Source organism: Dactylosporangium sp. NPDC048998 (assembly GCF_043197855.1).
Lineage (GTDB): Bacteria > Actinomycetota > Actinomycetes > Mycobacteriales > Micromonosporaceae > Dactylosporangium.
Genome location: NZ_JBICTV010000006.1, coordinates 153,256 through 179,259, shown reverse-complemented (window position 1 = coordinate 179,259; position 26,004 = coordinate 153,256). Strand labels below are relative to the sequence as shown.

The following is a 26,004-nucleotide window of genomic DNA, read 5'->3' as shown; positions in this document are numbered from 1 at the left end:
CTGCCGGTCATTGCAGATTCACGAGCACGGGAAGGAGCCCGGTGCCCGACCTCATCGATGCCATGGCCTTGCCGAGAACCGCACCGTACGCACGTCCAGGATCGACCGCTTTCATCGCGTGGCCAGGTGAGGGAGACGTGGTCAGAAGGTCTCCGAGCTCGATCGGACCGAATGTGGCGTCGACCTTGCAGTAGACCCGCCCGACCAGGGCAAGTGGCTGCCTCTTTGGGTCTGCCGGCACCCGGTTGAGCCGGATCGCTGGCCGGAACTCTCCACCGCCCGACACTACGCCAGCGACACATCGGTCGTAGGGGCGAGTGCACGGACCGACGAGGCCCTCGCCACGCAACACCATGACAGTTCCGGGTTCCACCCGCGTCTCCGTGCTGTCGAACTCCTCGGCCAGATCCGCGCCGGCGAGTTGGAGATCGCCTGTCACGATCACATTGCCGACAAACAAGCCCGCGGGTCCCTTGCCCTTGGTCTCGGCGTAGAGTGCAGCCCCCGTGCCGTCTGGATTGAGGTTGAACGCCGCCACTGCAGCGACCGACAGGGCGTGGCTCTCGCCATGAACGGCTTCACCTTGCTCGCTCGATCCCCACACGCCAACGCCTTCCCTGCTGACCCCCTCGACCCCGATTCGGGCGGCACTTCGGCCCAGAACCCCGTTGCCATGCACGCCCTCACCCACCACCCCGGCCCCGGTCGTCGGCGGTGTGAGACCGCTGAACGCGCCGTTGACGCCGCACACGCCATTGCCGTGAGCGCTGCTGCCGAAAACCCCTGTGCCGTCGATTGCGTCACCAACGACGCCGACGCCGACTGGGCTCCAGATACCGCTGGCGCCCTGCTGCTGGCCCAGTACGCCGACGCCACCGGTGACGGAGATTGCCTCCACCGCGAAGCCAGAACCGTCGTCCACGAACTTGGTCATCGTTACTCCTTCCAGGCGACCCGGCGCGACCGACGAGCAGCATGAGGCGCGCGTCGTCGAAGCGAGATCAGCAAGCCGAATTCCACGTCTCTAGCGTCCCGACCGTCGCCCCGGCGGGCACGAGTAGTGCGCCTCGCGGTTCTTCGCCGCCTTTACCTAGCGCCCACCTGATGGACATGGTGTTGGCGATGCGCCGGGTGTCCTTATCGTCTGCGCAACCCAGCATTTCGCACCAGAAGGCCGTGTCACTGAGTGACCCAGGTCGTTGATCCGACAAATGGTCGACAACACGGGACCGATACTTCAGGCATGGACGATCGCACCGTCACCGGCCGAGTCATCGCAGTGCTCGACGCGGTGGCGCAATCTTCCGGTCGGGCGACCCTGGCCGCGCTCACGCGCAGCACCGGCATCCCGAAGCCCACGGTCCGGCGGATCGCTGCGGACCTGGTGACGCGGGGCATGCTCGAGCGCGACGTCGACGGCTACCGACTCGGTGCGCACCTGCTCCAGCTCGGGGCGGAAGCAGCAAAACAGCAGGACGTACGCCGTACCGTGGCGCCTTTCGTCCACGACCTCTTCGCGCGCACCGGAGAAATCGCCTGGATGACCGCGTTCACCGACACGAGCAACACGCTTGTGGAGAGCGCATTCGGAAGCCAACGCATCGACGATATGCGCCACCCGTGGCCAGCGGTCATCCGCAGCGCCTTTTTCCTGACGACCGCCGCCGGGCGCCTTGTCCTGGCACATCGACCCGAACTGATCGAAGACCTGCGATCACGGGCGCTCCCCAGACTTACCCGGTACACGGTCACGAACTGGGGCCAGGTCGCTAATTCCGTCGAGCTCGCTCGGGACAACGGAGTTGCGATTGAGCACGAACAGACCACACTCGGTTACAGCTGCATCGCAGCAGGCATACACGACCGGCACGGCAACCTTGTCGGCGCCATCGGCGTCAGCGGTCGCACGAGCACCTTCCTCGCCGAACGCCTGCGCAGGCCTGTCCGGAGCGCGGCCAACCAATTGAGCCAGCTGGTCGCCGCACCGTATTGAACCCGAGGCACTGCCGCTGGAGCTGAGGCATCGTGTCATCGGCCGGCGGCAGGCCGATGACACGGTCGCCGGCCAGCGGAAAGTGCGCCGAGTCCGCCCGCCGGAGGCTGCGTGCGCAGGCCTCCACCTGGCTCGCATCCCGAGCGTGCCAGGGGACATTCGTAACGCACCTCAGCTCCGCAAGGGCTTGCAGCCTGAGGTCCCAGCGATGAGGCACCGGGCCAGCTGCGGCAGCGCGGCGGGAAGCGCTCCTGCCGCCCGCGGGTCGGGCAGGAGTCGGCAGGCGTCCTGCATCCGCCCTGCAGCCGCGGGTCGATCGTTATCGGCGGGTCTGCTCGACGAGCACGGCGACGAATCCGGCCAGCCCTTCGGCGCCGCGTGGGTCGGACGCCGGCCAACGGGTCATCAGCAGCGGCGCGGCCCGGTCCAGCACCACGCCTTCGCGAGCGAGCACGAAGTACAGCGCGAGCGCCGCCGATCGCGCGTTGCCGTCGACGAACGGGTGAAAGAACAGCACATCGAGGTACACCCGCGCGGCCCGCGACGGCAGCGGTACGGCCGGGTCGGTAGCCTCGGCGAGACACGCCTCGAACGCCTCCGGTAGCTCGTCGCGGTACGCGTACCGCTCGCTGCCGGCCCTCGCCCAGGCGGACGTCGTGCGGAACGGTGCCGTGGCGACGGCGAGCACCTCCCGTTGCCATGCCTCAAGGCGCGCGAACGTGAGCGGGCCGCCCTCGGCCGCGTCCGCGCGCACCAGCTCCAGCGCGGCAAGGACGTGGCCGGCGCCGTACTTTCGTCTCGCGAGGTGCTCGGCGATGCCGTCGCGCGCGGTGTGCGCCGGCCCGGAGACGTGCTCGGCGGTGTGCTCCCACCGGGCCGTCTGCCGGACCTGCCGCCAGGTCGCGAGGGCGTCGGGAACCGCCGGTGGCCCGACCCGCGGCGCCCGCGCGGCGGCGGGCAGCTCGGTGCTGCGCCAACTCGGCCAGTCCTGCGGCCAGGTGTCGGGCCACGCGTCGTCCGCTGGCGGCGTGATGCCGGTGAGCGCCGCCGCCAGGGACTCCGCCGCATCGGCCACCTCCGCACCCTGCGGGGAGACGAAGCTCGAGAACCGCCCGCCGATCGCGGCGTCGACGAGCGCGTCGTGTCCGTCGCCCGGCACCTCGGCGACGGCGAGAAACCACTTCAGGGCCAAGGCGCAGACGGAGTACCAGTCCTCGTCCGCGCCGGACCGCGCCGCCACCGTCGCAACCAGGGTGGCGGCTGTGGCCTCCCAGGCAACGAATGCCGCACGGGGCTCGGCGGGCAGCGGCAGGTGCCGCGCGAAGAGCTCGGCCAGGTCCACGAGGAACATCCGCCAGTCCAGCAGCGCCCCGGCGACGGCGGCGAGCGTATCCTCCGGCGTCGTGATCGAGTCCCGGGCGCCGCTCCACCGCAACGTCAGCGCACCGTCAGCCGTGCGGCCGCCCATCTGGGCGTTCCAGCCGCAGGCCCAGGACCCGTAGTGCTCGACGAGGGCGACGGCCATCGCCCGCTGCCAGTCCCAGCGCGCGTCGTCCGCGGCGCGATCGAAGCCGCGGACGGGGTTGTACCGGTACGGCGCCGGCACACCGCCCGCCGGGGCCACCGCTCGCACAACGTCGAGCACGGTGTCCGGGTCGAACGGGTGCCGATCGGGGTCGACGTCCGCCCAGGTGAGGGTCTCGATCCGCAGCCGCGGGTCGTCAGGCTCGATCGTCATCGCCGGCCATCGTGCCACGGTGCTTGCAAGGAGGGTGACCCTGTTATTGACCAGTGACCCAGAACGGAGGATCTGTCGAAACTGCCGTCTCACGTTTGGCTCCGATCTGACGTCTACAGAGCGCAGGAGAGAAAGGAACCGCGATGAGCACGCAACACATGCTGGTGGAAACATCTCTCGGATCGGTCACGATCGTCGCGAGCGGTGACGCGATCATCGGCCTCTACTTCCGCCATCACATCCGCCGGCCCGCACAGGAAACGTTCGGGCAGGAAGTGACGCCCGCCGAGGATGCGCTGCTTGCCGAGGCAGCTGAGCAGCTGATCGAGTACCTCGCTGGCGGTCGACGTGCGTTCGACCTTCCGTTCGACGCCGCGGGTGATGCGTTCCAGCACGCCGTGTGGAGTGTCGTCGCCGAAATCCCGTTCGGCGAGACCACCACCTACGGGCAGATCGCCGGGCGGCTCGGTGACAAGTCCCTGGCCTACCGTGTCGGTCAGGCGGTCGGAGCGAACCCGTTGTCCATCTTCGTGCCGTGCCACCGCGTCGTCGGCGCGAACGGGAACCTCACTGGCTACGCCGGCGGGCTCAATCGGAAGCAGGCGCTTCTGGAGCTCGAAGAGCCCGTCCAGGTGCGCGCCGGACGCTTGTTCTAGCGGATCTCGCGAAAAGATCACCGTCTTCAATGGGATGAACATGAAACAGCCGTTCGAATCAGTGGTCGCGCAACACAGCGTCACCGTGCTGCGCGTCTGCCGGGCGCTCCTCGGAGTGCAAGATGCGGACGACGCCTGGTCAGAGACCTTCCTTGCCGCGTTGCGCGCCTACCCGGACCTTCCGGAGACCGCGAACGTCGAGGCCTGGCTTGTGACTATCGCCCGCCGCAAGGCGATCGACGTCCACCGGGCTGCAAAGCGCGACCCGCTGCCCGTGGAGACACTGCCGGAAGCGCCGACTTCACTCGGAATCCCCGGCGCCGACGACACCGATCTCTGGGAGTTCGTCGGCCGTCTCCCGGACAAGCAACGGCAGGCGATCACCTTTCGATACCTCGCCGGCATGTCGCATGCGGAAATCGCGGCGATCATCGGCGGAACCGTCGACGCGGCTCGAAGAGCCGCCGCCGACGGACTCAAGAGCCTCAGAACGAACTATCCGGGCGCAAACACGAAAGGAGCAGTCCAATGAGCGACGTCCGCAACGATGACGCCCTCACCGCCCTGTCGGCGCCCATCGACCCCGAGACCCTGGCAAGGCTGCACGCCCGACTCGAGAACGAGGCGCAGGCCGAAGGTCTCATCGACGTCGCGTACACGACCGTTGACAGCCCGGTCGGGAAGTTGCTGCTCGCAGCGACCACGAAGGGCCTGATCCGCGTCGCCTACGCCCGCGAGGACCACGACCGTGTGCTGGAGAACCTGGCCGAGAAGGTCAGCCTCCGCATTCTGCGCGCACCGAAGCGACTCGACGACGCAGCGCGCGAGCTCGATGAGTACTTCGACCGCCGCCGGAAGGTTTTCGACCTGGCGCTCGATCTGTCCCTCTCGCGCGGCTTCCGGCAGCTCGTCCAGCGGCACCTCCCGGAAATCGGATACGGCCAGACCCGCAGCTACCGGGAGGTCGCCGAGCTCGTCGGCAACCCCAAGGCCGTGCGCGCCGTCGGCACCGCTTGCGCGACCAACCCGCTGCCCGTCGTCGTTCCCTGTCACCGTGTGCTCCGCGCCGACGGCTCTCTCGGCGGCTACGTCGGCGGGCTCGATGCCAAGACCGCCCTGCTTGAGCTGGAGGTCGCAGCATGACCACCAAGACGAAGCCCCCCGCGAACCCCTGGCGGCAACGCGCCGAATCCGCGGACTGGGCCGCCGTTGCAGTCGAGATTGACGAGTACGGCGGCGCCTTGCTCCCGCAGCTCCTCGCCCCCGAGGAGACGAAAGAGATCCGCGAACTGTACGACAGCGATGAGCTGTTCCGCAGCACGATCAACATGGGCCGGCATCGCTTCGGCGAAGGGCAGTACCGGTACTTCGCGGCACCGTACCCCCAGCCGATCGAGGCGCTGAAGCAGGCTCTCTACCCAAGGTTGCTGCCGATCGCCCGTGACTGGTGGACCAGGCTCGGCCGGCCTGCCCCTTGGCCGGACACCCTCGATGAGTGGCTGCAGATGTGTCACGACGCCGGGCAGACCAAGTCGTCGGCGATTCTGCTCCGCTACGCCGAGAAGGACTGGAACGCGCTGCACCGCGACCTCTACGGCAACCTCGTCTTTCCCCTCCAGGTCGTGATCAATCTCAACGAGCCCGGAGTTGATCACACCGGCGGCGAGTTCCTCCTGCTGGAACAGCGGCCGCGGGCGCAGTCCCGCGGCACTGCCACACTCCTGCCGCACGGTCACGGGTATGTCTTCACCACTCGCGACCGCCCCGTCCGCTCCGCCCGCGGCTGGTCGGCGGCACCGGTGCGGCACGGGGTCTCCGCGATCCGCTCCGGCGAGCGGCACACGCTCGCCCTCGTCTTCCACGACGCGGCATGAGCACCGCGAAGACCTATTCGCTCATCGGCGCGGACGGGCGCCCCCACCCGTCCCCCGTCAAGGGCGAGTGGGGTGGCCACCGCGGCAACAAGATCTACGGCCGTTTCGACTGCCCCGCCGCGCTCCGAGCGATCGCGCGAGGTGGCTACGTGAAGCACCGCGTCTTCTTTGCGGACGAGGAGACCGCGATCGCCGCCGGCTACCGGCCGTGCGGGACATGCTGCAAAGACCGCTACCAGGTGTGGAAGGTCGCACAGGAGAAAGGCGAACCGTGGACGCCTTGGTGAGCCCGCTCCTTCGCAGTTCGCAGGGAAGCTGCCCCCCACATGCTTCGGCGGCGACGGAGGCGGAGGTCGAGGCGATCACGGCACTCGCCTGGACCCGCGGCGCAACACGGTTAGCCATCGGATCGGGCCGGGCGGACGACGACCTCGCGACGGTACGCGCTGTCGCGACACGGTGGGAAGCGCTCGGCGGCGAGATCGTCTCGACCCTCACCTGGCCGGAGACCGCCGCGTCGTGGTTGCGGCAGGCCACCCGTTTCACCGCTGCTGATCCAGATCTGTGGATCATGACCGGCTCCCCAGTCGGATGGGCCCAGATGACCCGCAGGCTCCTTTGGTCGACCAGTTGGCGGCCGGCTCGAACCATCCTGACGGCGGCGCTGTCCGGGCGGGCGGCGCTCGATCTGGTCGGCCTCGTCAACCTCAATGGAATCACCGGCGTCACCGAATCAGGCGACGCCTGGCGGATCGAGAACGAGGTCGTCACAGCACACCATGTAAGGACTTGACGATGACGCTCTTCACTGCGGACCTCGACCCGGGGGAACGCAGCGAACCCGGTCCCGGTGCGATCCTCATCCCGACCCCGACGGATGCGGCCTGGATACCGGCCGGATCAATATCACCATGCGCACCACCGGACTCACCGACTGACGGAGAAGCACTACAGCAATGAACGAGCCACCCGAAGACCCCGGCGTCGTGATCGGCGAAGACGGCCTGGCCCGACCCGCGTGGGCATCGGTCGATCCGATGCTGCGCGACTATTACGACACCGAATGGGGCATGCCCGTCACCGACGAACGCGGCGTCTACGAGCGGGTCACGCTCGAAGGCTTCCAGGCGGGCCTGTCCTGGGCCACGATCCTCCGCAAACGCCCCGCATTCCGCGCCGCGTTCGACGATTTCGATCCCGACGCGGTCGCCGCCTACACCGAGCGCGATGTCGAACGCCTCCTCGCGGACACCGGGATCGTCCGAAACCGGCAGAAGATCGAGGCCGCGATCCGAAACGCCCAGGCGACGCAGAGGCTCCGCGACGACATCGGACTTTCCGCGCTCATCTGGTCGTCCAAGCCGGCAACGACCCCCCGGCCGCGAACCTTCGCCGACATCCCCACCACCTCGCCCGAATCCGTCGCCCTCTCCAAAGAGCTCCGCAAGCGCGGATTCGCGTTCGTCGGCCCGACGACGATGTTCGCGCTCATGGAGGCGATCGGCATCGTCGACACGCACCTGATCGGCTCGCACCGACGCGGCACCTCCGGCGTCTGGCCCGAATGAGCACGATCCGTCTCGACGCCTCCGGGCCGTTCCATCACGATGCTGCGCTCGCGATGCTCGCGGCGCATGCCGTTCCCGGGGCGGAGAACACCGACCGCGAAGCGTCAACGCATACCAGAGTCCTGCCGAGCACGGGCGGGCCGACCGTCGTCACGATCACCTTCGACGCTGGCGGCGTGTGCGTCGACCTGGACGCCGACGACGCAACGGCCGCCGAGGTGTCGCGGCGAATCCGGTCCTGGCTCGATCTCGACACCGACACCGCGCTGGTGGACCGTACCTTGATCAAGGACGCGCTCCTGGAAACGCTCGTCGCCCGTCGCCCCGGGATACGGCTCGTCGGCTTCCCGGACGAGTTCGAAGCCGTTGCGGCGACGGTCATCGGCCAGCAAGTCTCGCTCGCCGCCGCCCGCACGTTCGCGGGGCGCCTCGTCGCCCGCTACGGCACGCCAATCGACGAGTTCCGCACGTTCCCCAGCGCCGCCGTCCTCGCGGACCGGGACCCCGACGAGCTCCAAGAATGCGCGGGACTGACCCGAGCTCGCGCGAAGACGCTCCACACCGTCGCGACCGAATGGGCGGACGGCGACCGGCTCGCAGGCCTCGCCGCCGACGAAGCACGCCGGATGCTACTCGCAATCCCAGGAGTCGGGCCATGGACCGCGGACTACCTGCTCGTGCGCGCGCTTCAGCATCCCGACACCTTCGCTCCCGGCGATCTCGTCGCACGCCGCGCGCTGGGCCTCGATCAGCAGGAAGCCGGACGCCGAGCGAGCGTCTGGGCGCCCTACCGCTCGTATGCGCTCCTCCATCTGTGGACCGAAGCCGCCTACCTCTGATCGCACGAACCCGGCCGTCGGCACGTCTGCAGGATGTTGGGGCGCTGCTTCGACAGCACCCGCGAGTCGAGAAATCCCGGCGGCCGGTCTCACGAAACACCCGCCAGATGCGTCTTCCCAGTGTCGGCGGCCAGCAACCGGTCGGCGATCACCCACAGGAGAAAAGGGACGACATCATGTCGCTGGAAGAGAACAAGGCTATCGTCGGACGCTGGTTCACCGAGTTTTGGGGCAACCCGTGGAACCCTGCGGTCATCGACGAGCTCGCGCACCCCGACATCCGCTTCGAGTACTCGCTGCACAACCCCATGCGCGGTCGCGACGAAGTGCGGGCGTTCGCCACCAACTTCCGCACCGCGTTCCCGGACCTCAACTTCTGGGGTACCGCCGACCTGATCGCCGAGGGCGACTACGTGGTCGGCCAGTGGGAAGGCGGCGGCACCCACACCGGGCCGATCGTCTTCGACGACGTGCCCATCGGCTCGGTGCCGGCGGCGTCCGGCAAGACGCTCCGCTTCACCGGCACGACCGTCCTCAAGGTCGTCGACGGACTCATCGTCGAAGAGGTCGGACTCGACGACGGCGTGAAGGTCCTCCAGCAGCTCGGCATCATCCCCACCGAGTAGGTCGACGAGTACGCCGTTAAAGCCAGGGAGGGGTCGAGCGACGTGCACGGCCCCTCCCTGCGCAGTTCTTCGGCATCGCCGGACTCACGAGCGTTGTTCACTCATGGACGCATCACGGGCCGCTGGGGGCCGTTACGCCCAGGAGTTCAGGGTGCGGCCGATGCCGTGCGCGGCTACCTTCAACGCCGAGACCAAACGCTGCTTGTCGCGCCTCAAACTGGGCACCACGATGCCTAGAGCGACGATGTCGGTCTCGTTGCGCTGGATCGGCACGGCGACCGAGCACGCGCCAAGCGACATCTCCTCGATGGTGGTGGCGTAGCCGTCGGCAAGCACCGCCGTGAGCTGCGTCTGGAGCCGGGCCGGCTGGGTGATCGTGTACGGCGTGACCCGGGTCAGCGACGATAGCACGACCCGCCGCACCTCCTCAGGCGCGTACGCGAGCAGCACCTTGCCGACGCCCGTCGCGTGCAGCGGCAGACGGGAGCCGACCTTGCTGACCACCGGGACGGAGCGCTTGCCGGACAACCGGTCGAGGTAGAGCACCTCGGTCCCGTCCCGGATCGCGAGGTGCACGGTCGCCAGCGTGGCCGCGTACAAGTCCTGCAGGAACGGCGCGGCCACCTCTCGGACATCGGTCTGCACCGGAGCCAAGAGGCCGATGTCCCACAGCCGTCGCCCGACGACGTAGTCGCCGTCGTCCGTCCGGGCGAGCGCCCCCGCCTTGGTCAGCTCGCCAACGAGCCGGTGGGCGGTGGCAAGCGGCAGGCCTGCGCGTCGGGCCAGTTCTGTCAACGTCAACCGGGGGTGGGCCGCGTCGAACGCGCCGAGCAACGCCACGGTCCTGGACACCACGGTCGCGCCCGATTGGGAGGTGTTGCCAGCCATCGTCGTCCTTCCGCTCAGCGGAAGTCTAGCGTCGACGCGGTCCCCCGCCCGTCCGTAACGTCAGGCCCGTGACCACGACCACGGCTGCAGACGAGGGCCTGGCGACGCAGCGGGCGATCAGCGAGCAGATCGAGAAGATCCACGCCGATGCGCGTGCCGGCGAGACTCAGCCGCGCCTCCGGTTCCCGCCGTACCGCAGCTCGCTGCTGCGCCACCCCACCAAGGACCTCCGGCACGCCGACCCCGAGGGAGCCGAGCTGCTCGCGCCGGTGTTCGGCCGCTCCGACGTGGACCCGCTCGAGTCCGACCTCACGATCCAGACCGGCGGCGACCCGATCGGCGAACGAATCCGGGTGCGGGGGCGAGTCGTGGACGGCGACGGCCGCCCGGTGCGCGGCCAATTGGTCGAGATCTGGCAGGCCAACGCCGCCGGCCGCTACGTGCACAAGCGCGACCAGCACCCGGCGCCCGTCGATCCGCACTTCACCGGTGTCGGCCGGTGCCTGACCGACAGCGACGGCTGCTACTCCTTCACCACGATCAGGCCGGGCCCCTACCCGTGGCGCAACCACCACAACGCGTGGCGGCCGGCGCACATCCACTTCTCCCTGTTCGGCACCGACTTCACCCAGCGGATGATCACCCAGATGTACTTCCCCGGCGACCCGCTGTTCGCGCTCGACCCGATCTACCAGTCGATCACCGACCCCCGGGCGCGCGAGCGACTGCTCGCGACCTACGACCACAACCTGTCCGAGCACGAGTGGCTGCTCGGCTACCGCTGGGACATCGTGCTCACCGGTAGCCACGCCACGCCAATCGAGGACGGTGACCATGCCTGAGCTCGTCGCCACGCCCGGCCAGACGGTCGGCCCGTTCTTCCACTACGCGCTCCCGTTCCCGGGCGACCGGGAACTGGTCCCGCCCGGTTCGGTAGGATCGGTACGCCTGCACGGGCACGTGTACGACGGCGTCGGCGCTGGTGTGCCCGACGCGCTGATCGAGATCCGGCAAGCCGATCCGTCCGGGATCGTCCCCGCAGTGGAGGGCTCGTTGCGCCGAGACGGTGCCGCGTTCACCGGCTGGGGCCGCAGCTCGACCGACCCGACCGGCCGCTACTGGTTCTCCACCCTCGAGCCGGGGCCGGCACACGCTGGTGCCGCTCGGTTCTTCGCGGTGACCGTCTTCGCACGCGGCCTGCTCAACCGGCTCTTCACCCGCGCGTACCTGCCTGCGGACGAGGCGACGATGGCCGGTGACGGCCTGCTCGCGAGCCTCATCCCGGCCGATCGGGGCCGGCTGGTGGTGACCCGCGAGGACGATTCCACGCTGCGATTCGACATCCACCTGCAGGGGCCAGGCGAGACGCCGTTCCTGACGTTCCCGAAGCAGGGTTGACGTGGCTTCCCTGCTCGAACCCGGCTCTCACCGTGCGGCCGACGTTGTCGACGACGGCGCGCTGGTGTCCGCGATGCTGCGGGTGGAGGTCGCCTGGCTGCACGCGCTCGCGGCCTGCGGTGCCGCCACCGCGGAGCAGGTGACCGCCGTCGAGAAGGCGGCCGCGAGCCTGGAGCCGCGGATCGCCCCGCGCGATGTCGAGGACGCCGGCAACCCGGCCCTGCCGCTGGTCCGAGCGCTACGCGCCGCGGTGACCGACCCGGACGCGGCCGCACTCGTCCATCGTGGCCTCACCAGCCAAGACCTTGTCGACACCGCGCTCATGCTGATGGTCCGCGCGGCGCTCGACCGGCTGACAGTCGACCTCGACGCCGCCTGCGACTCGCTCGCCAGTTTGGCCGACACCCATCGCGACTCGGTGATGGCGGGCCGGACGCTGACTCAGCACGCCGTGCCGGTGACGTTCGGGCTCAAGACGGCGCACTGGCTGGTCGGAGTGCTCGACGCCCGCGCCGGCCTGCTCGAAGCGCGCACGGCGCTGCCGGTCCAGTGCGGCGGTGCCGCCGGCACGCTCGCACTCGCCGCCGGGCTGGTCGATGACCCGGTGCGGGCCGCGTCGGCGTTCGCCGACCAGCTCGGGCTGGTGTGGCCGGGACTGCCGTGGCACAGCCGGCGCACGCCGGTCACCCGGCTCGGCGACCTATTCGCCGAGACGACCGGGGCCCTCGCACGCATCGCCAGCGACGTGCTGCTCCTCGGCCGGCCAGAGTTCGCCGAGGTCCGGGAGGCAGCCCACGCCGGCCGCGGCGGGTCATCGACGATGCCCCAGAAACAGAACCCGATGCTCAGCGTCCTTGTGCGCAGCGCCGGCCTCCAGGCCCCCCAGCTGGCCGCCCAGCTGCACCTGTGCGCCGCGAACGGCGTCGACGAGCGACCGCCGGGCGAGTGGCAGGCGGAGTGGCCAGCCCTGCGCCGGCTACTGGAGCTCGCCCTGACGTCCGCCGCCCAGGCCGCAGAACTGGTCGAAAACCTGCAGATCGACGCGTACGCGATGCGCCACCGGGCCGAGACCGAGGCGAGCACGCTGCTCGCCGAGGCGAGTGTCGAGGGCCGCGACCCGATGTCGTACCTGGGCGCCGCCAACACCTTCATCGACGCCGCGATCCAACGCTGGCGGGTAATTCGTGGTTGAACTCGCCGCCACCCGCCTGTCCGGATCACCTGACTCGGAGGCGCTTCTTGTCGTCGGGCCGTCCCTAGGCACCTCGGTCACGGCGCTCTGGGGACGCTGCGCGTCCCTGCTTGAGGGACTCGAGGTCCTCGGCTGGGACCTGCCCGGCCACGGTCGCAGCCCGGCGGCAGCGACTCCGTTCTCGGTAGCCGCCCTTGCCGCTGCCGTCCGCGAGCTGGCGACGGCCGCCGCCAGCGGTCGAGAGACCTGGTACGCCGGTGTGTCGCTCGGGGGCGCGGTCGGCTGGGAGCTGGCCCTCGACCCGGGGCCGTTCGCTGCGGTCGCCGCGCTGGCCTCCGCGCCGAAGATTGGCGAGCCGGGAGCCTGGCGGGACCGAGCGGGGCTGGTCAGGCGAGCCGGCACGCCGGTGATGGTGGCCAGCTCCGTACAGCGGTGGTTCGCACCCGGGTTCACCGACCGGTACCCCGACGACGCCGGTGCACTGCTCATGTCGCTGTCCGACGCCGACGCAGGTTCGTACGCCTTCGCCTGCGAGGCGCTCGCCGCGTTTGACGTCCGGGACGGGGTCACCGGCGCCAAGGTGCCGGTGCTCGCCGCGGCCGGCGAGCACGACGCCGTCCTGCCACCCGAGCTCGTCCGCGCGGCGGCGCCGACCACCGCGTTCGCGGTAGTTCGCGGCTGCGGCCACCTGCCGCCGGCCGAGGACCCCGCCGCCGTGGCGACCCTGCTGACCGACTTCCTCACTACCCAGCGAGCGGACCGATGACCGACAACCACGACGCCGGCATGACCACGCGCCGACAGGTGCTCGGCGACGACCACGTCAACCGTGCCCAGGCCCGCACCACCGACCTGACCGCCGACTTCCAGGCGTTCATCACCCGCTACGCGTGGGGCGAAGTCTGGACCCGCCCGGGCCTGGACCGCCGCACACGCAGCGTGATCACGCTGACCGCCCTGATCGCGCACGGCCACTGGGAGGAGCTCGCAATACACCTGCGCGCCGCGCTGCGCAACGGGCTCACCCGCGAGGAGATCGCCGAGGTGATCCTCCAGGCCGCCGTCTATTGCGGGGTTCCTGCTGCCAACCACGCCTTCACGATCGCGCAGGGCGCCCTGACGGACGAGGAGCAGGAGTGACCAACCAGGCCTTCGTATACGACGCGGTGCGCACGCCATTGCCGGCTCCACGTACCTCGCCGAGGGCTACACCGGATGGCCAACGAGGTCGAAGACGCCGACGCCGCACTGAGTCCAAGCCGGACGCCCGATCAAACACGCCCAGGTACGCCAGTCGTAGCAGCACGGCCCTCGCACTGCTCGAGCACGGCTCGCTGGAGTCAGTCCGCGAGGGCGCCGTGGCCGACCGGCTTGCCGTCCTCGAAGAGCACACCGGTTGGCCCGCCGGCAGGCAGCATGGCCGCCCAGGCCACCCAGCGTGCGCTCTCGACCGTCGGCCGCCCGTCGTTGTCGTCGCCGAGCTCGGGATGGCTGGCGAACTGCCCAGGGTCGACGGAGTTGGCCAGGATCCCGGCGTCGCGCAGTTCGACGGCCAGCGAGGTGGTCAGGGCTTCGGCGGTGAATTTGGCCATCGAGTACCCCGGTGCACCGACGGGGCTGGGCAGCGCGGCGCCGGCGCGGACCTGCATGGCGGCGCCGCTGGACACGGTGACGATCCGGGCTGCCGGCGCCGCCTCCAGCAGAGGCAGGCAGGCCTGGGTGAGTGCCCACGGGCCGAAGACGCACACTTCGAAGGCGGCATGTACGGCGTCTGCATCGGCCTCCAGGAGCCGGAACGTGTCCCAGTCGGGCATCAACGCGGCGTTGTGGATCAGCGCGTCGAGCCGGCCGAACTCGGCACGAAGCCGCGCCGCGGCCTCGGTGATGGTTGCGGGATCGCTCAGGTCGATGCGTACTGCGGTGGCCGCGAAGCCGGCGACGGACATCTCCTCGGCCCGCAGCCGGGTCTCGTCGAGGTCGCGGCCGGCCAGAATGGCATGGAAGCCGTGTGTCGCAAGCTCGCGGGCGACGGCGACCCCGAGGCCGTACGGGCGACTGGCCCCGGTGATGAGGGCGACCCTGCCGGTGGCGTAGTCGTCGGTGCCGGAGGTGGTGGGCATGGGAAATCCTATCCCTGGTGCGGGATGTTGGGCTTCCTCAGAAGGCTGTCGCCAGGTACTGATGGCGCCGCGCCGAGTTGGCGTCTCGGTCCGGCGGGAGCGCGCACGAGGCCTTGGTCGGCCCGTCTGGCCTTCCTGCCCGAAGGGGTCCTGACCTAACGTCCCGGGCCGACCCCGGCCATGCCGCATACGCCGGCGACGGTGGCCTCGCGGCACAGCCGGCGGATCGTGTCGGTGGCCGCGGTGCGGTTGATGGTGCGTCCGGTGCGCCGCGGTGGATCAGGTGTTGCCCGCGGCGCGGCGGGTGGCGCGCCGGTCGCGTTGCCGTGTCCATGGCCCGGTCGGCCCGGCCGAGCCGAGGGCGATGTGCGGGTCACCGCCGGGGGTGCGGCAGATGCCGATGCTGACGCGCATCGTAACGGGTCTTCGGTTTCGCTCGTCGCCGCACGTTCGGAGGGGTTTGGCGTTACTGCTTGCGGGCAGGGACATGGTGATCATTCGTGGTGGGAAACGCGTGAGGCGCTGGGTCGAGGCCGTGCACGACATCGAGCCGCGCTGGCCCAACGGGCCTGAGACGACCCTGCGGCCGCCTCCGGGCGGGTGTGGCCTTCCGGCGCGGTGTGAGCGGCCGGTGGCCTCGATTCCGCAGGGGCGCATCTCGCGGGGCAGGCACGCCACGCGGGAGCGGGGCGAAGGGTCACGTCGCCGGGTGGCTGGTCGGCTGGTTCCCGGCGAGGCGCTACCCAGGCTCGTCGCCGGTCGCCGCTGGCCGAGCGACCAGAGAAGCAAGCTGTAATGGGACCTTTACTGAAAGCGTTGTTGCAAGCGGGGGAATGCGTTTCATGACAGATAGCGACGAAAATGTGCGTGCGGGACGACCACGGTGGAAGTTGAGCAGGCGACGCTTTCTTCAAGGGACGGTGGGCACTCTCGGCGCTGCTCTGGGATCCGCCGGCATCTATAAGATGATCGACACCATTGCGCAACCACCGGAGCGGCCCTCTGCCGCCTTCAGCCCACCCACCGAGGAACAATATGTCCTCCAGGGCGAGCAGGTGGTCAAGGTCGATGGCTCGGGCGTGAAGAGTAGCAATGGCACGATTGCGGTCCGGGTGCCGGCCCTGCACGATCATGTCATTACCGCAACCCTGAATGTCTCGGCGAATGCCCAGGCGTTGCAGGCGGCGCAGCACCACCTCGAGTCCGTCCTCCTGGGCCTGGAACGCAAATTTCCGCCCACTCCCACAGGAGTGGGCATCACGGTGGCCTGGGGACTTCCCTATTTTCGAGACTACATCCCGAGCCTGGGCAAGGCGTCGGGTTTCTTCAAGGCGGGAACATCCTATCCAGCGTATCTGCCGGTCGATTTGATGACCTCCAAGATGGAGGGCCGTACCGTGTATGCGCTGCAGGAGTCCAGGACGTTCCCCAGTGACCAGCCCCCGCCTGGCTTCGGGCCGGTCCGGTTGGAACAGAATGACGTGGCCGTGCTACTACGCAGTGACTCGATCGCGAATATCATGGCAGCCACGAACGCCCTGTTCCGGCCCGGATTTAACCCAGCGGGCAGCCTGTTCAAGGTGACGAGTATCCGCCGGGGCTTCTCCGGGGGCGGTTTCTACGGGCAACAGGGCCTGCCGAGCAAATTGGCGCTGGCAGCTCATATCCCGGGCGCACATTCGATTCCTCCGCAGGCGCAGGGCTTCCTCGGCTTCACCACCACCCTGGAGTCGAATATGGGACCCGGCGTCATCGCCAATCTGGAGACCCTGCCCGGCGTCACCGATCAGTGGCCCAACGGCTACTTCAAACAGGGGACCACCATGCATCTCTCGCACCTGTTTCAAGATCTGGCAAGCTGGTACGAACAGAGCTTCCCCCAGTATGCGCATCGCGTTCAGGCGATGTTCCAGCCCGGCCTCTCACCCGCGCCCGCGCCGGGCACGCTCACCCTCGAACCGCCAGGTCAAAGTGAGGCCGACGTGGCGCAGGGGGTCCAGCGGTATCATGCCTACGGCCACAGCGGGAGCATGGCGCAGGTGGACAGCACGACGTCGCCGATAACCAGCAACTACGGCGTGGCCTACCCCACGGGGACGACCATCCCGGTGCGCGGCGATTTCGACACGCTGGACAATCCGTTCTACTACACCGCCGATCCGGCGGGAGACCACTACAGCAAGACGAAGGCGGCCGGGTTGCACTTCATTGTGTTCCAGCCGACGATTGCAATCTTCAATCGCGTTCGGCTCGCGATGGACGGCCACTATTCCGATAAGACCCTCCCTGTCGCACCGCGTTCCCCTCACGCCGGCATCAACTCGGTCCTGTATACGACCCACCGGCAGAACTATCTGGTTCCACCACGTCGCCATCGCTCGTTCCCGCTCGCCGAGTTCCTCGCCTGACACGAACCGACGCGCGCCTCCGCGGCGCGCCGCACATGGTGGGCTGGCGCCGAGCGGGCTGAGGGACATCCCTGGCGAGGAGCGTCGATGATTGATCGGATAGGGCTTGTTGTGCACGGCGGCCGGCCGGCAGCCGTCTCGGCCGCAAGGGATGTCCGTCGCTGGGCCGACGAACGGGCCATCCCGTGCGTCGACATTGACGTATGGGACTCCTCGCCCGAGGGTGGCCGCCTCAGTCCGGCGGGCGAGGCCGCGCGCGCCAACAATCCGAGTCTCATCGTCGCTGTCGGCGGCGACGGTACATTCCTGCGTGGCGTCCGGGTCGCGGCCGCCATCGACGCGATGGTTCTGGGCGTTGACGTTGGTCGTGTGGGATTCCTTACGGAGGTGGAGGCGAGCGACGTCGCCGCGGCGCTCGACGCCGTACACACCGGGCAGTTTGCTGTTGACGCCCGACTCACCTTGACCATGCGGGCCTCGCGCCCGCTGGAGATCCCCACTGATATGCAGGTGTTGCTGCGCTACGGCCGTGGCCCGGCGCTTCCACCGCCACAGGTTCGTCCGAGCGACGCGACGCAGGTGGGCTGGGGCGTGCCGCTGGACGTGATCGCGCTCAACGACGTGGTCTTGGAGAAACTCGTCCGGGATCGTCAGGCGAGTCTCGCCGTCTACGTCAGCGGCCGGTTCTTCGCCTCCTACTCAGCCGACGCGCTGATCGTTGCGACCTCGACCGGATCGACTGCGTACAGCTTCGCCGCCGGCGGCCCGATCGTCTCGCCACACCTCGACGCGTTGATTTTCACGCCGGTCGCCCCGCACATGGTCTTCAACCGCAGCCTCGTCCTCGCCGCGCGGGACCAGCGCGTCGCCGTCCGGGTCCTCGAGCGATCCGGGCGGGTGGCCGTCACCCTCGACGGCCAGCTCCGCGGCGTGCTGGACCCCGGCGACTGGGTCTCCGTCTACGCTGGGCCCCGACGCGCCAAGCTCCTCCGTCTGGCGGAGCACGACTTCCTCGGACGGGTCCGGGACCGATTCCGGCTGGCGGACTCGCCGGCAGCCCTCGCCGACGGTTCCACACCGGCGATGTACAGCCCGCCCGAGCCGCTGCCGCCAGATCTCAGGCACCCTGGCCCACCGGACATCCGTTGAGGTCCAAGCGAAGGATGTCACTCAGTGTTCGCCGATGCGTGACCAAGGGCCCGCACGTGGGAGAGCGGCCCTGTGCGTGTCTCCCTGCTCATCGTCGTTGTCGCCTGAAAGTCACCCTGGAATTTGCCCGGGCAGCTGCGGCTATCGGCTGTGCCGCGCCGGCGCCGTGGCGCGGATGCCGTCGAGGAGCACCTGCAGGTAGCGGTCGACCCGGACGCCCGGCTCGTCGCCGATGCGCAGTGCGAAGACGATGCCGCAGACCAGATGGCGCAGGTCCTCGTCGGTGAGACCGGGTCGCAACTCGCCACCGTGCCTGGCGCGCCCGAGCACGGTCCGGGCCAGCTGCCCGAACTCGTCGCGATGAGCGGTGGTGCCCGGGCTGGCGTCCAGGTCCGGCCCAGTGGAGATGACCTCGGCGAAGCACGGCTCGGCCAGCTGCCGGGTGAGCAGCGCCCGCAGCAGCAGCTCGACGCCGGCCCAGGCGTCGTCGTGCCGGCTCGCGGCACGCGCGTCGTCGAGCAGTGCGGTGAAGGTGCCGTCGGCGAGGGCCTCGACGAGCGCCCGGCGGGTCGGGAAGTGCCGGTAGACAGTGCCGACGCCCATCCCGGCCCGGCGAGCGACGTCGTTGAGCTGCAGCGACAGATCGCCCGCAGCCACCATCAGGCGGGCCGTGGCCAGCAACCGGTCACGGTTGCGGGCGGCGTCGGCGCGAAGCGTCGCGGTCACGGCACCAGTCTACCGAACCGGATTGACAATCCGCTTCCAGCGCCCTTCAATCGGATAGGTCATCCGTTTAAGGCTCAGGAGCACTCATGCCCGACACCACCACATGGAGCATCGACGATCTCGGCGACCAGACCGGCCGCACCCTCATCGTCACCGGCGCCAGCAGCGGTCTTGGCGTGGCGATCACCCGCCACCTCGCCGCACGCGGCGCTCGGGTGATCATGGCGGTCCGCGACACCGGCAAGGGCGACCGCGTACGCAGCCAACTGCGGGCCGTGCACCCGAAGGCCGACCTCGAGGTCCGCCACGTCGACCTGCTGGACCTCGACACCGTGCGCCGCTTCGCCGACCGCCTGCACGCCGACGGCGTCACCCCCGACGTGCTCGTCAACAACGGTGGCATCGGGACCGTGCCCCGACGACTCAGCCCGCAGGGCGTGGAGATCCAGCTCGCGACCAACCACCTCGGGCACTTCGCGCTCACCGGCCTACTCCTCGACCGGCTGACCGCCGGGCGCGACCCAGCCGTGGTCACCGTCGCGTCCGGTCTGTACCGCATGGGCCGCCTCGACCTGGACGACCTCGCCGCCGAACGCAGCTACTCGCCGGGCGGCGCCTACGCCACCTCCAAGCTCGCCAACGTCCTGTTCGGCCTGGAACTCGACCGCCGCCTGCGCGCCGGCGGGTCACCGGTGCGCAGCCTGCTCGCCCATCCCGGCATGGCGAAGACCGACCTGGACCGCAGCGCACCGCCCTCGGCCCGCGTGGTCGGTACGTTGCTCGGACTCGTCCTGCGGCGCCCGATCGACGACGCCGTGACGCCGATCCTCTATGCCGCCACCGAGACCGCCGCACCCACGGGCCGCCACATCGGCCCAGGCCGGCCGTTGCGCCGGGCCCGTCCGACATTCGAGACATTCTCCGGCGCCGCCACCGACCGCCACCTGGCGACGCGTCTGTGGTCGCGGTCCGCGGAGCTGACCGGGGTCGACATCACACCGGCCCTGCCCCGCCACTGACGTCGCTCGGGGGACGTCCGTAGCCTCCTTCTTCCAGCCGGTCCCGGAGCCGTCGGCGGTGCGCTGCTCACCGTCGCGCTCGCCCGGACCGGCTGGCCGGGGCTGCGCGGGTCCACCGCGAGTAGGCCGGCAACTGGCGCACCGTCGCGCCCCCGTGGAGGTCACCGCCTGAGCCGGAAGCGGCCGGTCAGGCCTGCCGCAGCCGCGGCGTGTTGTCGATCTCGCCGTACTCCAGCCCGGTGGCCGGGTTGATCATCGGCGGACCCTCCTCGTCCGGGTCGAAGTCGTCCGGGTTGCGATCCGCGGCCCGCTGCCACTCCAGCCGCGTCGGCAAGGGGTCCGCCTTGGCCTCGGCCGCGGTCCGCTCGTACACCCGCTCTGCCATGGCAGCCCTCCCGTTCTTTGGCAATTTGTGCGCGAAATTGGATTCCCCGGAAGCGGCGGCGCAAACGTTGAGGGCCGCACTCCACGCGAAGGACATCCTGCGAGCGGCCCGGCGACGGCCTCGACCGCCTCTCGTGGGAGACGGACGCCTCGGTCTTCGGCGACCGGGCCTCCGAATTCCAGCGGCGCGAGCACGACTGAACCGACGCTGTACGACAACGCGGGCGCTGGCCGACGGTGAAGGCGAGGCCGCCGCGAGCAGCTTGCCGAAGTTCCGGTCCTGAGAGGCTCGTCACCGCCAAAAACATAACGCACTAATATAAGTACATGATATAGAAATGGTGTGTCCAGGATCCCCCCAGCCTCGACCGTCGACGGCGCGGCGCTGGCGAACAGCCTCGAGCGGGTCGTCGCCCTGCTCCGGCGGCTGACGCCCGCCGATGACGTCTCACCGACGACGGCCGCGACCCTGCGCACCTTGGACGTGCACGGACCCTGCCGCGTCTCGGATCTGGCGACGCGGGAGGGCATCACCCAGCCGGCGATGACCCAGCTGGTGTCGCGCCTGGAGCACGACGGCTATGCGGAGCGGCGCTCATGGGCCGACGACGCCCGGGTCGTCATGGTGCACCTCACCCCGGCGGGCGCCGATCTGCTGCGCCGCCGCCGCGACGCTCGGGCCCGCCTGCTGGACAGCCTGACCGGCCGCCTCAGCGCCGACGACCGCGCCGCGCTCGCCGCCGCGCTGCCCGCCCTGGACCGACTGGCCACCGCGTAACACACCGAACCCAGGAGTACCTCCGCATGAGCCATCAACACAGCCGCACGACGGCCAGCCCGTTCCGACAGCCGAAGGCGGTGTGGGCGGTCGCGTTCGCCTGCGTCGTGTCGTTCATGGGCATCGGCCTGGTCGACCCGATCCTGCCCGCCCTGTCGGTGAAGCTGCACGCCTCGCCCAGCCAGGTGTCGCTGCTGTTCACCAGCTACCTGCTGGTCACCGCGGTCGCGATGCTCATTACCAACCTGGTGTCCAGCCTCATCGGCCCGAAGCGCACCCTCATCGCCGGCCTGGTGCTCATCGTGGTGTTCGCCGCCCTGGCCGGCACCTCGGACACCATCGGCGGCATCGTCGGCTTCCGGGCCGGCTGGGGCCTGGGCAACGCGCTGTTCATCGCCACCTCCCTGGCGGTCATCGTCGCGTCGGCCAGCGGCGGCTTCGCCGGGGCGATCATCCTGTACGAGACGGCGCTGGGCATCGGCATCGCCGTCGGCCCACTGCTCGGCGGCGAGCTCGGCGGGATCAGCTGGCGCGGGCCGTTCTACGGCGTCAGCGTGCTGATGTTCATCGCGCTCATCGCCACCATCGTGCTGGTGCCCAAGACTCCGAGGCCCGCCCAGCGGACCTCCATCGCCGCGCCGATCGCCGCGCTACGACACCGCGGGCTGCTGATCATGAGCCTGACGGCCGTGTTCTACAACTGGGGCTTCTTCACCATGCTCGGGTACGCGCCGTACCCGATGCACCTGACCGAGCACAAGCTCGGGCTCGTCTTCGCCGGCTGGGGCCTGCTCGTCGCCATCTTCAGCGTCGCCGTCGCCCCGCGGCTGCAGCGCCGCTTCGGGACCGCCTCGACGCTGTACGCCAACCTGTTTCTGCTCGCCGTCGTCATGACCGTCATCGGGGCGTTCACCAACTCCCCCAAGACCGTCATCGTCGCCGTCATCGTCTGCGGCGCCTTCATCGGCATCAACAACACCCTGACGACGCAGGCCGTCATGACCGTCGCCCCGGTGCCGCGGCCGGTCGCCTCCGCCTCGTACGGCTTCGTGCGCTTCATCGGCGGCGGCCTCGCCCCCTTCGCCGCGGGCAAGCTCGCCGACCACTTCAACATCCACGTGCCGTTCTACGCCGGCGCCGGGGCGTTCCTCATCGCCATCGCCGTCCTGGCCACCGGCCACAAGATCCTCAGCGAGGCCGAGGCGAAGGCGGACGAGGCGGCCGCCGAGCCGTCCGACCTGGCCGTCGGCGAGCTCATCCCGGTCGGCCGGACCGGCGAGCCGAACGGCAACCCGCCGATCGTCGTCGCCGTCGACGCCGGCCCCGCCGCGGCGGCGGTGACCGCGGCCGCGGTCGAGGTGGCCACCCGCTGGAACGCGCCGCTGGAGCTGCTGCACGTCCAGGAGATCGCCGTCGTCGGCGACGACGCCGTGGACCGGGAGAGCTTTGAGCAGGCCCGCGACCGTGTCCGGGCACAGCTTGCCGAGCTGGCCGCCCAGGGGATGCCCGCGTCCGGACACATCCTGCGCAGCGTCGCCGACCACGGCCACGCCGGCAGCATGATCGCCGAGCACGCCCGCGCCGTCCACGCCCGGCTCATCGCGATCGGCAGCCCGTCGCACAACGGCGTCGCCCACCTGCTCGACGGCAGCGCCAGCCAGCGGGTCATCGCCGAGGCCGGCTGCCGCGTGCTGGTCGTCCCGCCGGAGGCCGCCCACGACACCGCGGACCGGCAGCCGGCGCTGCGCTGACCCGCAGCGGTCCGACCGGCTCGTCCGTGGCCAGGGCGCGGGTGAGCCGGGCGGCGACGTGCAGCAGCCGGTAGCGCAGTCTCTTGGGTTCGGCGGCGGCGAGGTCGCCGTGCAGGAGCAGCATCTGGGTCCAGGCGAGCAGGTCGATGCCGGTGAGGACGAGTTGGAGCCAGGCGGCGTTTGATGGCGAAGACCCGGGAGGGGAACCGGCCGAAGCCGGTGTCCTTGCCGGTCCGGATCCGGTCTTCGACGCGGGCGTGGCCGCGGTGGCGGGCTTCGACTGCGAGTTCGCCGGAGAGGCCGCAACGGGGGCACCTCTGCGCGGACGGTGCCGCTCGGGCATGCGATGGCCGAGTTGGTCAGCCGGCCGGGCCCCGCCCTGGTCGAACTCTGCGACCTCGCGGTTTCCGGCAGGGGTCGCCATCGGGCAGCGCCGGCGCTCCATCGGCGCGACCACCGCCGGCTCCATGAGGCCTGGGCTTGGGCGATTCCGCGAGCCGGAACCTCGGCCTGGTCGGGCATACCGGATCGGCACACACTCGGCAGGTGCATGCCAACACCGCCGCCGAAGCGGCCGTACGCGCCGACGCGCTGCTGAGCGACCTCACCGTGCTGGAGATCGGCTCCCGCCTGTCGACCGCGTACTGCGGGAGGCTGCTCGCCGACCTCGGCGCGACGGTCGTCAAGGTCGAGGCCCCTGCAGGTGATCCGCGCCGGGTGGACGACCCTGCCTACGCCGCCTACCTGGACGCCGGCAAGCAGTCGGTCGTCAACGAGAGCCCGGCGGCGCCGGTTGGCCTGGCGGACATCGACGTGACGACGGTCGACCTGGTCGTGTGCGACGATCCGCGCGTCGCCGAGGCCATGCGAGCGCTACGCGCACGCAGCCCCGCGCTGGTCGTCGTGCTGACGACGGACTTCGGGTCGACGGGGCCGTACGCGCACAACCCGGCGAGCGAGCTGACGCTGCAGGCGGGCGCGGGCCTGGTCGCCGTCCACCCGCACGGGGACCGGCCTCCGGTGATGGTGGGCGTCCCGCTCGGCGAACTGTGTGCCGGCGTCAACACCGCAGTGGGCGCGCTGCACGCGCTGCTGTCCACGGACGCCGGCGGTATGGCGATCGACGTTGACGTCTCGCGCTTGGAGTCGCTGGCCAACCTGATCCAGTACCCGTGGATGTACGACCAGATCGAGGGCCACTCGCCGTTCGTCGCTCCCGCGAACCCGGTGCCCGGCATCGAACCCGCGTCCGACGGATGGGTGTGCATTGTCGCCGTCACGCCCGACCAGTGGACGGCATTCAAGAGGATGTCCGGGCTCTCCGAGCTCGACGATCCGCGGTTCAACCTGGCCAACGAACGGTTCCGCCACAACGACGAGCTCACCCAGATGGTCCGACGGTTCACTACGAAGCACACCGTCGAGGAGCTGCTCGCCCTCGGCGTGGAGTTTCGCGTGCCGGTCACACACGTCGCCACCGCGCGCTCGGCGGCCAACCTGCCGCCGTTCGCGTCGCGTGGCAGCTACGTGCACAACGCCGCCGGCGGCTTCGACCAGCCGCGCCCGCCCTTCCGGATCGACGGCGCCGACGACTGGACCCCGCAGCCGGCGCCGGCCGTCGGCGAGCACAGTCGCCGCGCAGCGCCGCGCGGCGAATCCCGGCCGATGACCCCGCGGGCCACTCCGGAGCGTCCCCTGGCCGGCCTGCGGGTGGTCGAGCTCGGCTTGTTCCAGGCCGGACCGCTGGTCACGCAATACCTCGCGTTGCTCGGCGCCGAGGTAATCAAGATCGAATCACCGTCCCGCCCGGATCTGATCCGGTTCAATGGCGGTCCGCCAGCGGCGCCGCAGACGTGGGAGCGCAGCTCGGCGTTCCTCGCGCCGAACATCGGCAAGCGCGACATCACGGTCGACCTCAGCTCGCCGCACGGCCTCGAGATCCTGCGTCGACTGATCGCAACGAGTGACGTCGTCGTGGAGAACTACGCGCCCCGCACGCTGACGGCACGCGGCCTGGATTTCGCCGGGATCCACGCGATCAGACCCGACGCGGTCGTGATGCGTATGCCCGCCTGGGGCCTGACCGGGCCGTGGAGCGAACGGGCCGGCTTCACCTATACGGCCAACGCGATGTGCGGCATCGCCGACTTGACCGGTTACCCGGACGGCGCACCCCTCCTCAGCGGTACGATCATCGACCCGGCCGCAGCGGCCTATGGCACCCTCGCCGTGCTGGCGGCGCTGCGTCACCGTGCCCGGAAAGGGCAAGGCCACACGATCGAGATGGCGCTGTGCGACGTCGCCTCGCAGCTCAGCGCCAAGGCCGTGGTCAACGCCGGCGGGCCGCAGCCGAGCGCACGCTCCGGTAACGTCGTCGACGGGATCCATCACCAGGACGTCTACCGGTGCGCGGACAGTGCGTGGCTGGCGGTGTCCGTGCCCACGCAGGACCGGTGGCCTCTGGTGACGGCAACCCTCGGCACCGGCTCGGCATCGGTCAGCGACGCGCTGCGCGACTACTGCGCCGGCACGCGGTCCGCCGATGCGGTCGAGCGGCTCCGCGGGCTGGGCCTGCCGGCCGCCGTCGTGACGACCGGCGCGGACCTCATCACGCATCCCCAGCTGCTGTCGCGCCAGCGCGTCTACGAGAGCGCGCACCCCGTGGCGGGTCGGATCAGCTACATCGCTCCCGCCGCCCGGCTGTCGGTCCAGCCCGGTATCCCGCCGCTGCCGCACGCACCACTGTTCGGCCAGGACAACGAGGAACTGCTGCGCGACCTCGGATTCACCGACCCGGAGTTCATCGCCCAGCTGCGCGCCGAGAAGGTGATCGCGCAGTCGCCGTTCGGTCTCCCTCTGCCCGAGGCAGCCTCGTGACGGCGCCGTTCCCGCACTGT

Annotated in this window: 28 protein-coding genes and 1 pseudogene; 21 read left to right on the top strand and 8 right to left on the bottom strand. The window is 70.0% G+C overall.

Annotated features, from left to right (window positions below):
* Positions 1-7 precede the first annotated feature (7 nt).
* Positions 8-934: a hypothetical protein gene (locus tag ACGFI8_RS17550; protein WP_392805883.1), complete on the bottom strand. Its 927-nt coding sequence runs from the start codon at positions 932-934 to the stop codon at positions 8-10.
* A 309-nt stretch (positions 935-1,243) separates the two neighbouring features.
* Between ACGFI8_RS17550 and ACGFI8_RS17545 the strand changes: the two genes are divergently transcribed.
* Positions 1,244-1,993, top strand: coding sequence for an IclR family transcriptional regulator (locus tag ACGFI8_RS17545; protein WP_392805880.1), 750 nt, complete (start codon positions 1,244-1,246; stop codon positions 1,991-1,993).
* A 319-nt stretch (positions 1,994-2,312) separates the two neighbouring features.
* On the opposite strand, the gene ACGFI8_RS17540 is transcribed toward ACGFI8_RS17545, so the two are convergent.
* Entirely contained in the window at positions 2,313-3,731 is a 1,419-nt protein-coding gene (locus tag ACGFI8_RS17540; protein WP_392805877.1) for a Fic family protein, read from the bottom strand.
* A 143-nt stretch (positions 3,732-3,874) separates the two neighbouring features.
* Between ACGFI8_RS17540 and ACGFI8_RS17535 the strand changes: the two genes are divergently transcribed.
* The 9 genes from ACGFI8_RS17535 to ACGFI8_RS17495 all read left to right on the top strand — a co-directional run bounded on the left by ACGFI8_RS17535 (position 3,875) and on the right by ACGFI8_RS17495 (position 9,294).
* The gene (locus ACGFI8_RS17535; protein WP_392805874.1) at positions 3,875-4,387 is read left to right on the top strand and encodes a methylated-DNA--[protein]-cysteine S-methyltransferase; all 513 of its coding nucleotides are present in this window, start codon (positions 3,875-3,877) and stop codon (positions 4,385-4,387) included.
* A 40-nt stretch (positions 4,388-4,427) separates the two neighbouring features.
* Positions 4,428-4,919 (top strand): RNA polymerase sigma factor, encoded by a 492-nt coding sequence (locus tag ACGFI8_RS17530; protein WP_392805871.1) that lies wholly within the window; start codon positions 4,428-4,430, stop codon positions 4,917-4,919.
* Positions 4,916-5,530: a methylated-DNA--[protein]-cysteine S-methyltransferase gene (locus ACGFI8_RS17525; protein ID WP_392805869.1), complete on the top strand. Its 615-nt coding sequence runs from the start codon at positions 4,916-4,918 to the stop codon at positions 5,528-5,530. The genes ACGFI8_RS17530 and ACGFI8_RS17525 overlap by 4 nt, the downstream gene beginning before the upstream one ends.
* A complete protein-coding gene (locus ACGFI8_RS17520; RefSeq protein ID WP_392805866.1) occupies positions 5,527-6,261 on the top strand; it encodes a 2OG-Fe(II) oxygenase in 735 nt (244 codons plus the stop codon). The genes ACGFI8_RS17525 and ACGFI8_RS17520 overlap by 4 nt, the downstream gene beginning before the upstream one ends.
* Positions 6,258-6,548: an Ada metal-binding domain-containing protein gene (locus tag ACGFI8_RS17515; protein WP_392805863.1), complete on the top strand. Its 291-nt coding sequence runs from the start codon at positions 6,258-6,260 to the stop codon at positions 6,546-6,548. Before ACGFI8_RS17520 ends, ACGFI8_RS17515 begins: the two co-directional genes overlap by 4 nt.
* Complete coding sequence (locus tag ACGFI8_RS17510; RefSeq protein ID WP_392805861.1) at positions 6,533-7,054, top strand: hypothetical protein; 522 nt, start codon at positions 6,533-6,535, stop codon at positions 7,052-7,054. The genes ACGFI8_RS17515 and ACGFI8_RS17510 overlap by 16 nt, the downstream gene beginning before the upstream one ends.
* Positions 7,055-7,217: 163 nt before the next feature.
* The gene (locus ACGFI8_RS17505; RefSeq protein ID WP_392805858.1) at positions 7,218-7,829 is read left to right on the top strand and encodes a DNA-3-methyladenine glycosylase I; all 612 of its coding nucleotides are present in this window, start codon (positions 7,218-7,220) and stop codon (positions 7,827-7,829) included.
* The gene (locus tag ACGFI8_RS17500) at positions 7,826-8,668 is read left to right on the top strand and encodes a DNA-3-methyladenine glycosylase family protein (protein WP_392805855.1); all 843 of its coding nucleotides are present in this window, start codon (positions 7,826-7,828) and stop codon (positions 8,666-8,668) included. Before ACGFI8_RS17505 ends, ACGFI8_RS17500 begins: the two co-directional genes overlap by 4 nt.
* A gap of 176 nt (positions 8,669-8,844) precedes the next feature.
* Positions 8,845-9,294, top strand: a complete 450-nt coding sequence (locus tag ACGFI8_RS17495; RefSeq protein ID WP_392805853.1) for an ester cyclase — start codon at positions 8,845-8,847, stop codon at positions 9,292-9,294.
* A 132-nt stretch (positions 9,295-9,426) separates the two neighbouring features.
* On the opposite strand, the gene ACGFI8_RS17490 is transcribed toward ACGFI8_RS17495, so the two are convergent.
* A complete protein-coding gene (locus tag ACGFI8_RS17490) occupies positions 9,427-10,182 on the bottom strand; it encodes an IclR family transcriptional regulator (protein ID WP_392805851.1) in 756 nt (251 codons plus the stop codon).
* Positions 10,183-10,250: 68 nt separating this feature from the next.
* On the opposite strand from ACGFI8_RS17490, the gene pcaH reads away from it, so the two are divergent.
* The 5 genes from pcaH to pcaC are packed head-to-tail and all read left to right on the top strand — an operon-like array spanning position 10,251 to position 13,912.
* Positions 10,251-11,024, top strand: a complete 774-nt coding sequence (gene pcaH, locus ACGFI8_RS17485; RefSeq protein WP_392805849.1) for a protocatechuate 3,4-dioxygenase subunit beta — start codon at positions 10,251-10,253, stop codon at positions 11,022-11,024.
* Positions 11,017-11,580, top strand: a complete 564-nt coding sequence (gene pcaG, locus ACGFI8_RS17480; protein WP_392805847.1) for a protocatechuate 3,4-dioxygenase subunit alpha — start codon at positions 11,017-11,019, stop codon at positions 11,578-11,580. Before pcaH ends, pcaG begins: the two co-directional genes overlap by 8 nt.
* 1 nt (position 11,581) lies before the next feature.
* Positions 11,582-12,772 (top strand): lyase family protein, encoded by a 1,191-nt coding sequence (locus ACGFI8_RS17475; protein ID WP_392805844.1) that lies wholly within the window; start codon positions 11,582-11,584, stop codon positions 12,770-12,772.
* Positions 12,765-13,538 (top strand): alpha/beta fold hydrolase, encoded by a 774-nt coding sequence (locus ACGFI8_RS17470; RefSeq protein WP_392805842.1) that lies wholly within the window; start codon positions 12,765-12,767, stop codon positions 13,536-13,538. The genes ACGFI8_RS17475 and ACGFI8_RS17470 overlap by 8 nt, the downstream gene beginning before the upstream one ends.
* Entirely contained in the window at positions 13,535-13,912 is a 378-nt protein-coding gene (pcaC, locus tag ACGFI8_RS17465) for a 4-carboxymuconolactone decarboxylase (RefSeq protein WP_392805840.1), read from the top strand. Before ACGFI8_RS17470 ends, pcaC begins: the two co-directional genes overlap by 4 nt.
* A gap of 200 nt (positions 13,913-14,112) precedes the next feature.
* On the opposite strand, the gene ACGFI8_RS17460 is transcribed toward pcaC, so the two are convergent.
* Both ACGFI8_RS17460 and ACGFI8_RS17455 read right to left on the bottom strand, forming a co-directional pair.
* On the bottom strand, positions 14,113-14,892 hold the full coding sequence (locus ACGFI8_RS17460; RefSeq protein ID WP_392805837.1) for an SDR family NAD(P)-dependent oxidoreductase: 780 nt from the start codon (positions 14,890-14,892) through the stop codon (positions 14,113-14,115).
* 279 nt (positions 14,893-15,171) lie between these two features.
* Positions 15,172-15,306 (bottom strand): hypothetical protein, encoded by a 135-nt coding sequence (locus ACGFI8_RS17455; protein ID WP_392805835.1) that lies wholly within the window; start codon positions 15,304-15,306, stop codon positions 15,172-15,174.
* 551 nt (positions 15,307-15,857) lie between these two features.
* On the opposite strand from ACGFI8_RS17455, the gene ACGFI8_RS17450 reads away from it, so the two are divergent.
* A complete protein-coding gene (locus ACGFI8_RS17450; protein ID WP_392805833.1) occupies positions 15,858-17,300 on the top strand; it encodes a hypothetical protein in 1,443 nt (480 codons plus the stop codon).
* Between the two features lie 87 nt (positions 17,301-17,387).
* A complete protein-coding gene (locus ACGFI8_RS17445; protein WP_392805830.1) occupies positions 17,388-18,449 on the top strand; it encodes an NAD(+)/NADH kinase in 1,062 nt (353 codons plus the stop codon).
* A gap of 141 nt (positions 18,450-18,590) precedes the next feature.
* Here the strand turns inward: ACGFI8_RS17445 and ACGFI8_RS17440 are convergent, their stop codons facing one another.
* Positions 18,591-19,175: a TetR/AcrR family transcriptional regulator gene (locus ACGFI8_RS17440; protein ID WP_392805827.1), complete on the bottom strand. Its 585-nt coding sequence runs from the start codon at positions 19,173-19,175 to the stop codon at positions 18,591-18,593.
* An 86-nt stretch (positions 19,176-19,261) separates the two neighbouring features.
* Between ACGFI8_RS17440 and ACGFI8_RS17435 the strand changes: the two genes are divergently transcribed.
* Positions 19,262-20,194, top strand: a complete 933-nt coding sequence (locus tag ACGFI8_RS17435; protein ID WP_392805824.1) for an oxidoreductase — start codon at positions 19,262-19,264, stop codon at positions 20,192-20,194.
* A gap of 187 nt (positions 20,195-20,381) precedes the next feature.
* On the opposite strand, the gene ACGFI8_RS17430 is transcribed toward ACGFI8_RS17435, so the two are convergent.
* Positions 20,382-20,579 (bottom strand): hypothetical protein, encoded by a 198-nt coding sequence (locus tag ACGFI8_RS17430; protein ID WP_392805821.1) that lies wholly within the window; start codon positions 20,577-20,579, stop codon positions 20,382-20,384.
* Positions 20,580-20,921: 342 nt separating this feature from the next.
* Between ACGFI8_RS17430 and ACGFI8_RS17425 the strand changes: the two genes are divergently transcribed.
* Together ACGFI8_RS17425 and ACGFI8_RS17420 are read left to right on the top strand one after the other, a co-directional pair.
* Positions 20,922-21,356: a MarR family winged helix-turn-helix transcriptional regulator gene (locus ACGFI8_RS17425; RefSeq protein ID WP_392805818.1), complete on the top strand. Its 435-nt coding sequence runs from the start codon at positions 20,922-20,924 to the stop codon at positions 21,354-21,356.
* 26 nt (positions 21,357-21,382) lie between these two features.
* Positions 21,383-23,107: an MFS transporter gene (locus ACGFI8_RS17420; protein ID WP_392805816.1), complete on the top strand. Its 1,725-nt coding sequence runs from the start codon at positions 21,383-21,385 to the stop codon at positions 23,105-23,107.
* Between the two features lie 37 nt (positions 23,108-23,144).
* Here ACGFI8_RS17420 and ACGFI8_RS17415 read toward each other — a convergent pair.
* Positions 23,145-23,388, bottom strand: a pseudogene (locus ACGFI8_RS17415) (transposase); the annotation flags it as partial.
* Positions 23,389-23,653: 265 nt separating this feature from the next.
* Here ACGFI8_RS17415 and ACGFI8_RS17410 point away from each other — a divergent pair.
* Positions 23,654-25,984 carry a CoA transferase gene (locus tag ACGFI8_RS17410; protein WP_392805813.1) on the top strand — a complete coding sequence of 777 codons (2,331 nt, stop codon included), beginning with the start codon at positions 23,654-23,656 and terminating at the stop codon, positions 25,982-25,984.
* Positions 25,985-26,004 lie beyond the last annotated feature (20 nt).

Coding starts and splice junctions, on each gene's coding strand:
- ACGFI8_RS17550 (WP_392805883.1), bottom strand. CDS start 934: ATGACCAAGTTCGTGGACGACGGTTCTGGCTTCGCGGTGGAGGCAATC.
- ACGFI8_RS17545 (WP_392805880.1), top strand. CDS start 1,244: ATGGACGATCGCACCGTCACCGGCCGAGTCATCGCAGTGCTCGACGCG.
- ACGFI8_RS17540 (WP_392805877.1), bottom strand. CDS start 3,731: ATGACGATCGAGCCTGACGACCCGCGGCTGCGGATCGAGACCCTCACC.
- ACGFI8_RS17535 (WP_392805874.1), top strand. CDS start 3,875: ATGAGCACGCAACACATGCTGGTGGAAACATCTCTCGGATCGGTCACG.
- ACGFI8_RS17530 (WP_392805871.1), top strand. CDS start 4,428: ATGAAACAGCCGTTCGAATCAGTGGTCGCGCAACACAGCGTCACCGTG.
- ACGFI8_RS17525 (WP_392805869.1), top strand. CDS start 4,916: ATGAGCGACGTCCGCAACGATGACGCCCTCACCGCCCTGTCGGCGCCC.
- ACGFI8_RS17520 (WP_392805866.1), top strand. CDS start 5,527: ATGACCACCAAGACGAAGCCCCCCGCGAACCCCTGGCGGCAACGCGCC.
- ACGFI8_RS17515 (WP_392805863.1), top strand. CDS start 6,258: ATGAGCACCGCGAAGACCTATTCGCTCATCGGCGCGGACGGGCGCCCC.
- ACGFI8_RS17505 (WP_392805858.1), top strand. CDS start 7,218: ATGAACGAGCCACCCGAAGACCCCGGCGTCGTGATCGGCGAAGACGGC.
- ACGFI8_RS17500 (WP_392805855.1), top strand. CDS start 7,826: ATGAGCACGATCCGTCTCGACGCCTCCGGGCCGTTCCATCACGATGCT.
- ACGFI8_RS17495 (WP_392805853.1), top strand. CDS start 8,845: ATGTCGCTGGAAGAGAACAAGGCTATCGTCGGACGCTGGTTCACCGAG.
- ACGFI8_RS17490 (WP_392805851.1), bottom strand. CDS start 10,182: ATGGCTGGCAACACCTCCCAATCGGGCGCGACCGTGGTGTCCAGGACC.
- pcaG (WP_392805847.1), top strand. CDS start 11,017: ATGCCTGAGCTCGTCGCCACGCCCGGCCAGACGGTCGGCCCGTTCTTC.
- pcaC (WP_392805840.1), top strand. CDS start 13,535: ATGACCGACAACCACGACGCCGGCATGACCACGCGCCGACAGGTGCTC.
- ACGFI8_RS17460 (WP_392805837.1), bottom strand. CDS start 14,892: ATGCCCACCACCTCCGGCACCGACGACTACGCCACCGGCAGGGTCGCC.
- ACGFI8_RS17455 (WP_392805835.1), bottom strand. CDS start 15,306: ATGCGCGTCAGCATCGGCATCTGCCGCACCCCCGGCGGTGACCCGCAC.
- ACGFI8_RS17450 (WP_392805833.1), top strand. CDS start 15,858: ATGATCGACACCATTGCGCAACCACCGGAGCGGCCCTCTGCCGCCTTC.
- ACGFI8_RS17445 (WP_392805830.1), top strand. CDS start 17,388: ATGATTGATCGGATAGGGCTTGTTGTGCACGGCGGCCGGCCGGCAGCC.
- ACGFI8_RS17435 (WP_392805824.1), top strand. CDS start 19,262: ATGCCCGACACCACCACATGGAGCATCGACGATCTCGGCGACCAGACC.
- ACGFI8_RS17430 (WP_392805821.1), bottom strand. CDS start 20,579: ATGGCAGAGCGGGTGTACGAGCGGACCGCGGCCGAGGCCAAGGCGGAC.
- ACGFI8_RS17420 (WP_392805816.1), top strand. CDS start 21,383: ATGAGCCATCAACACAGCCGCACGACGGCCAGCCCGTTCCGACAGCCG.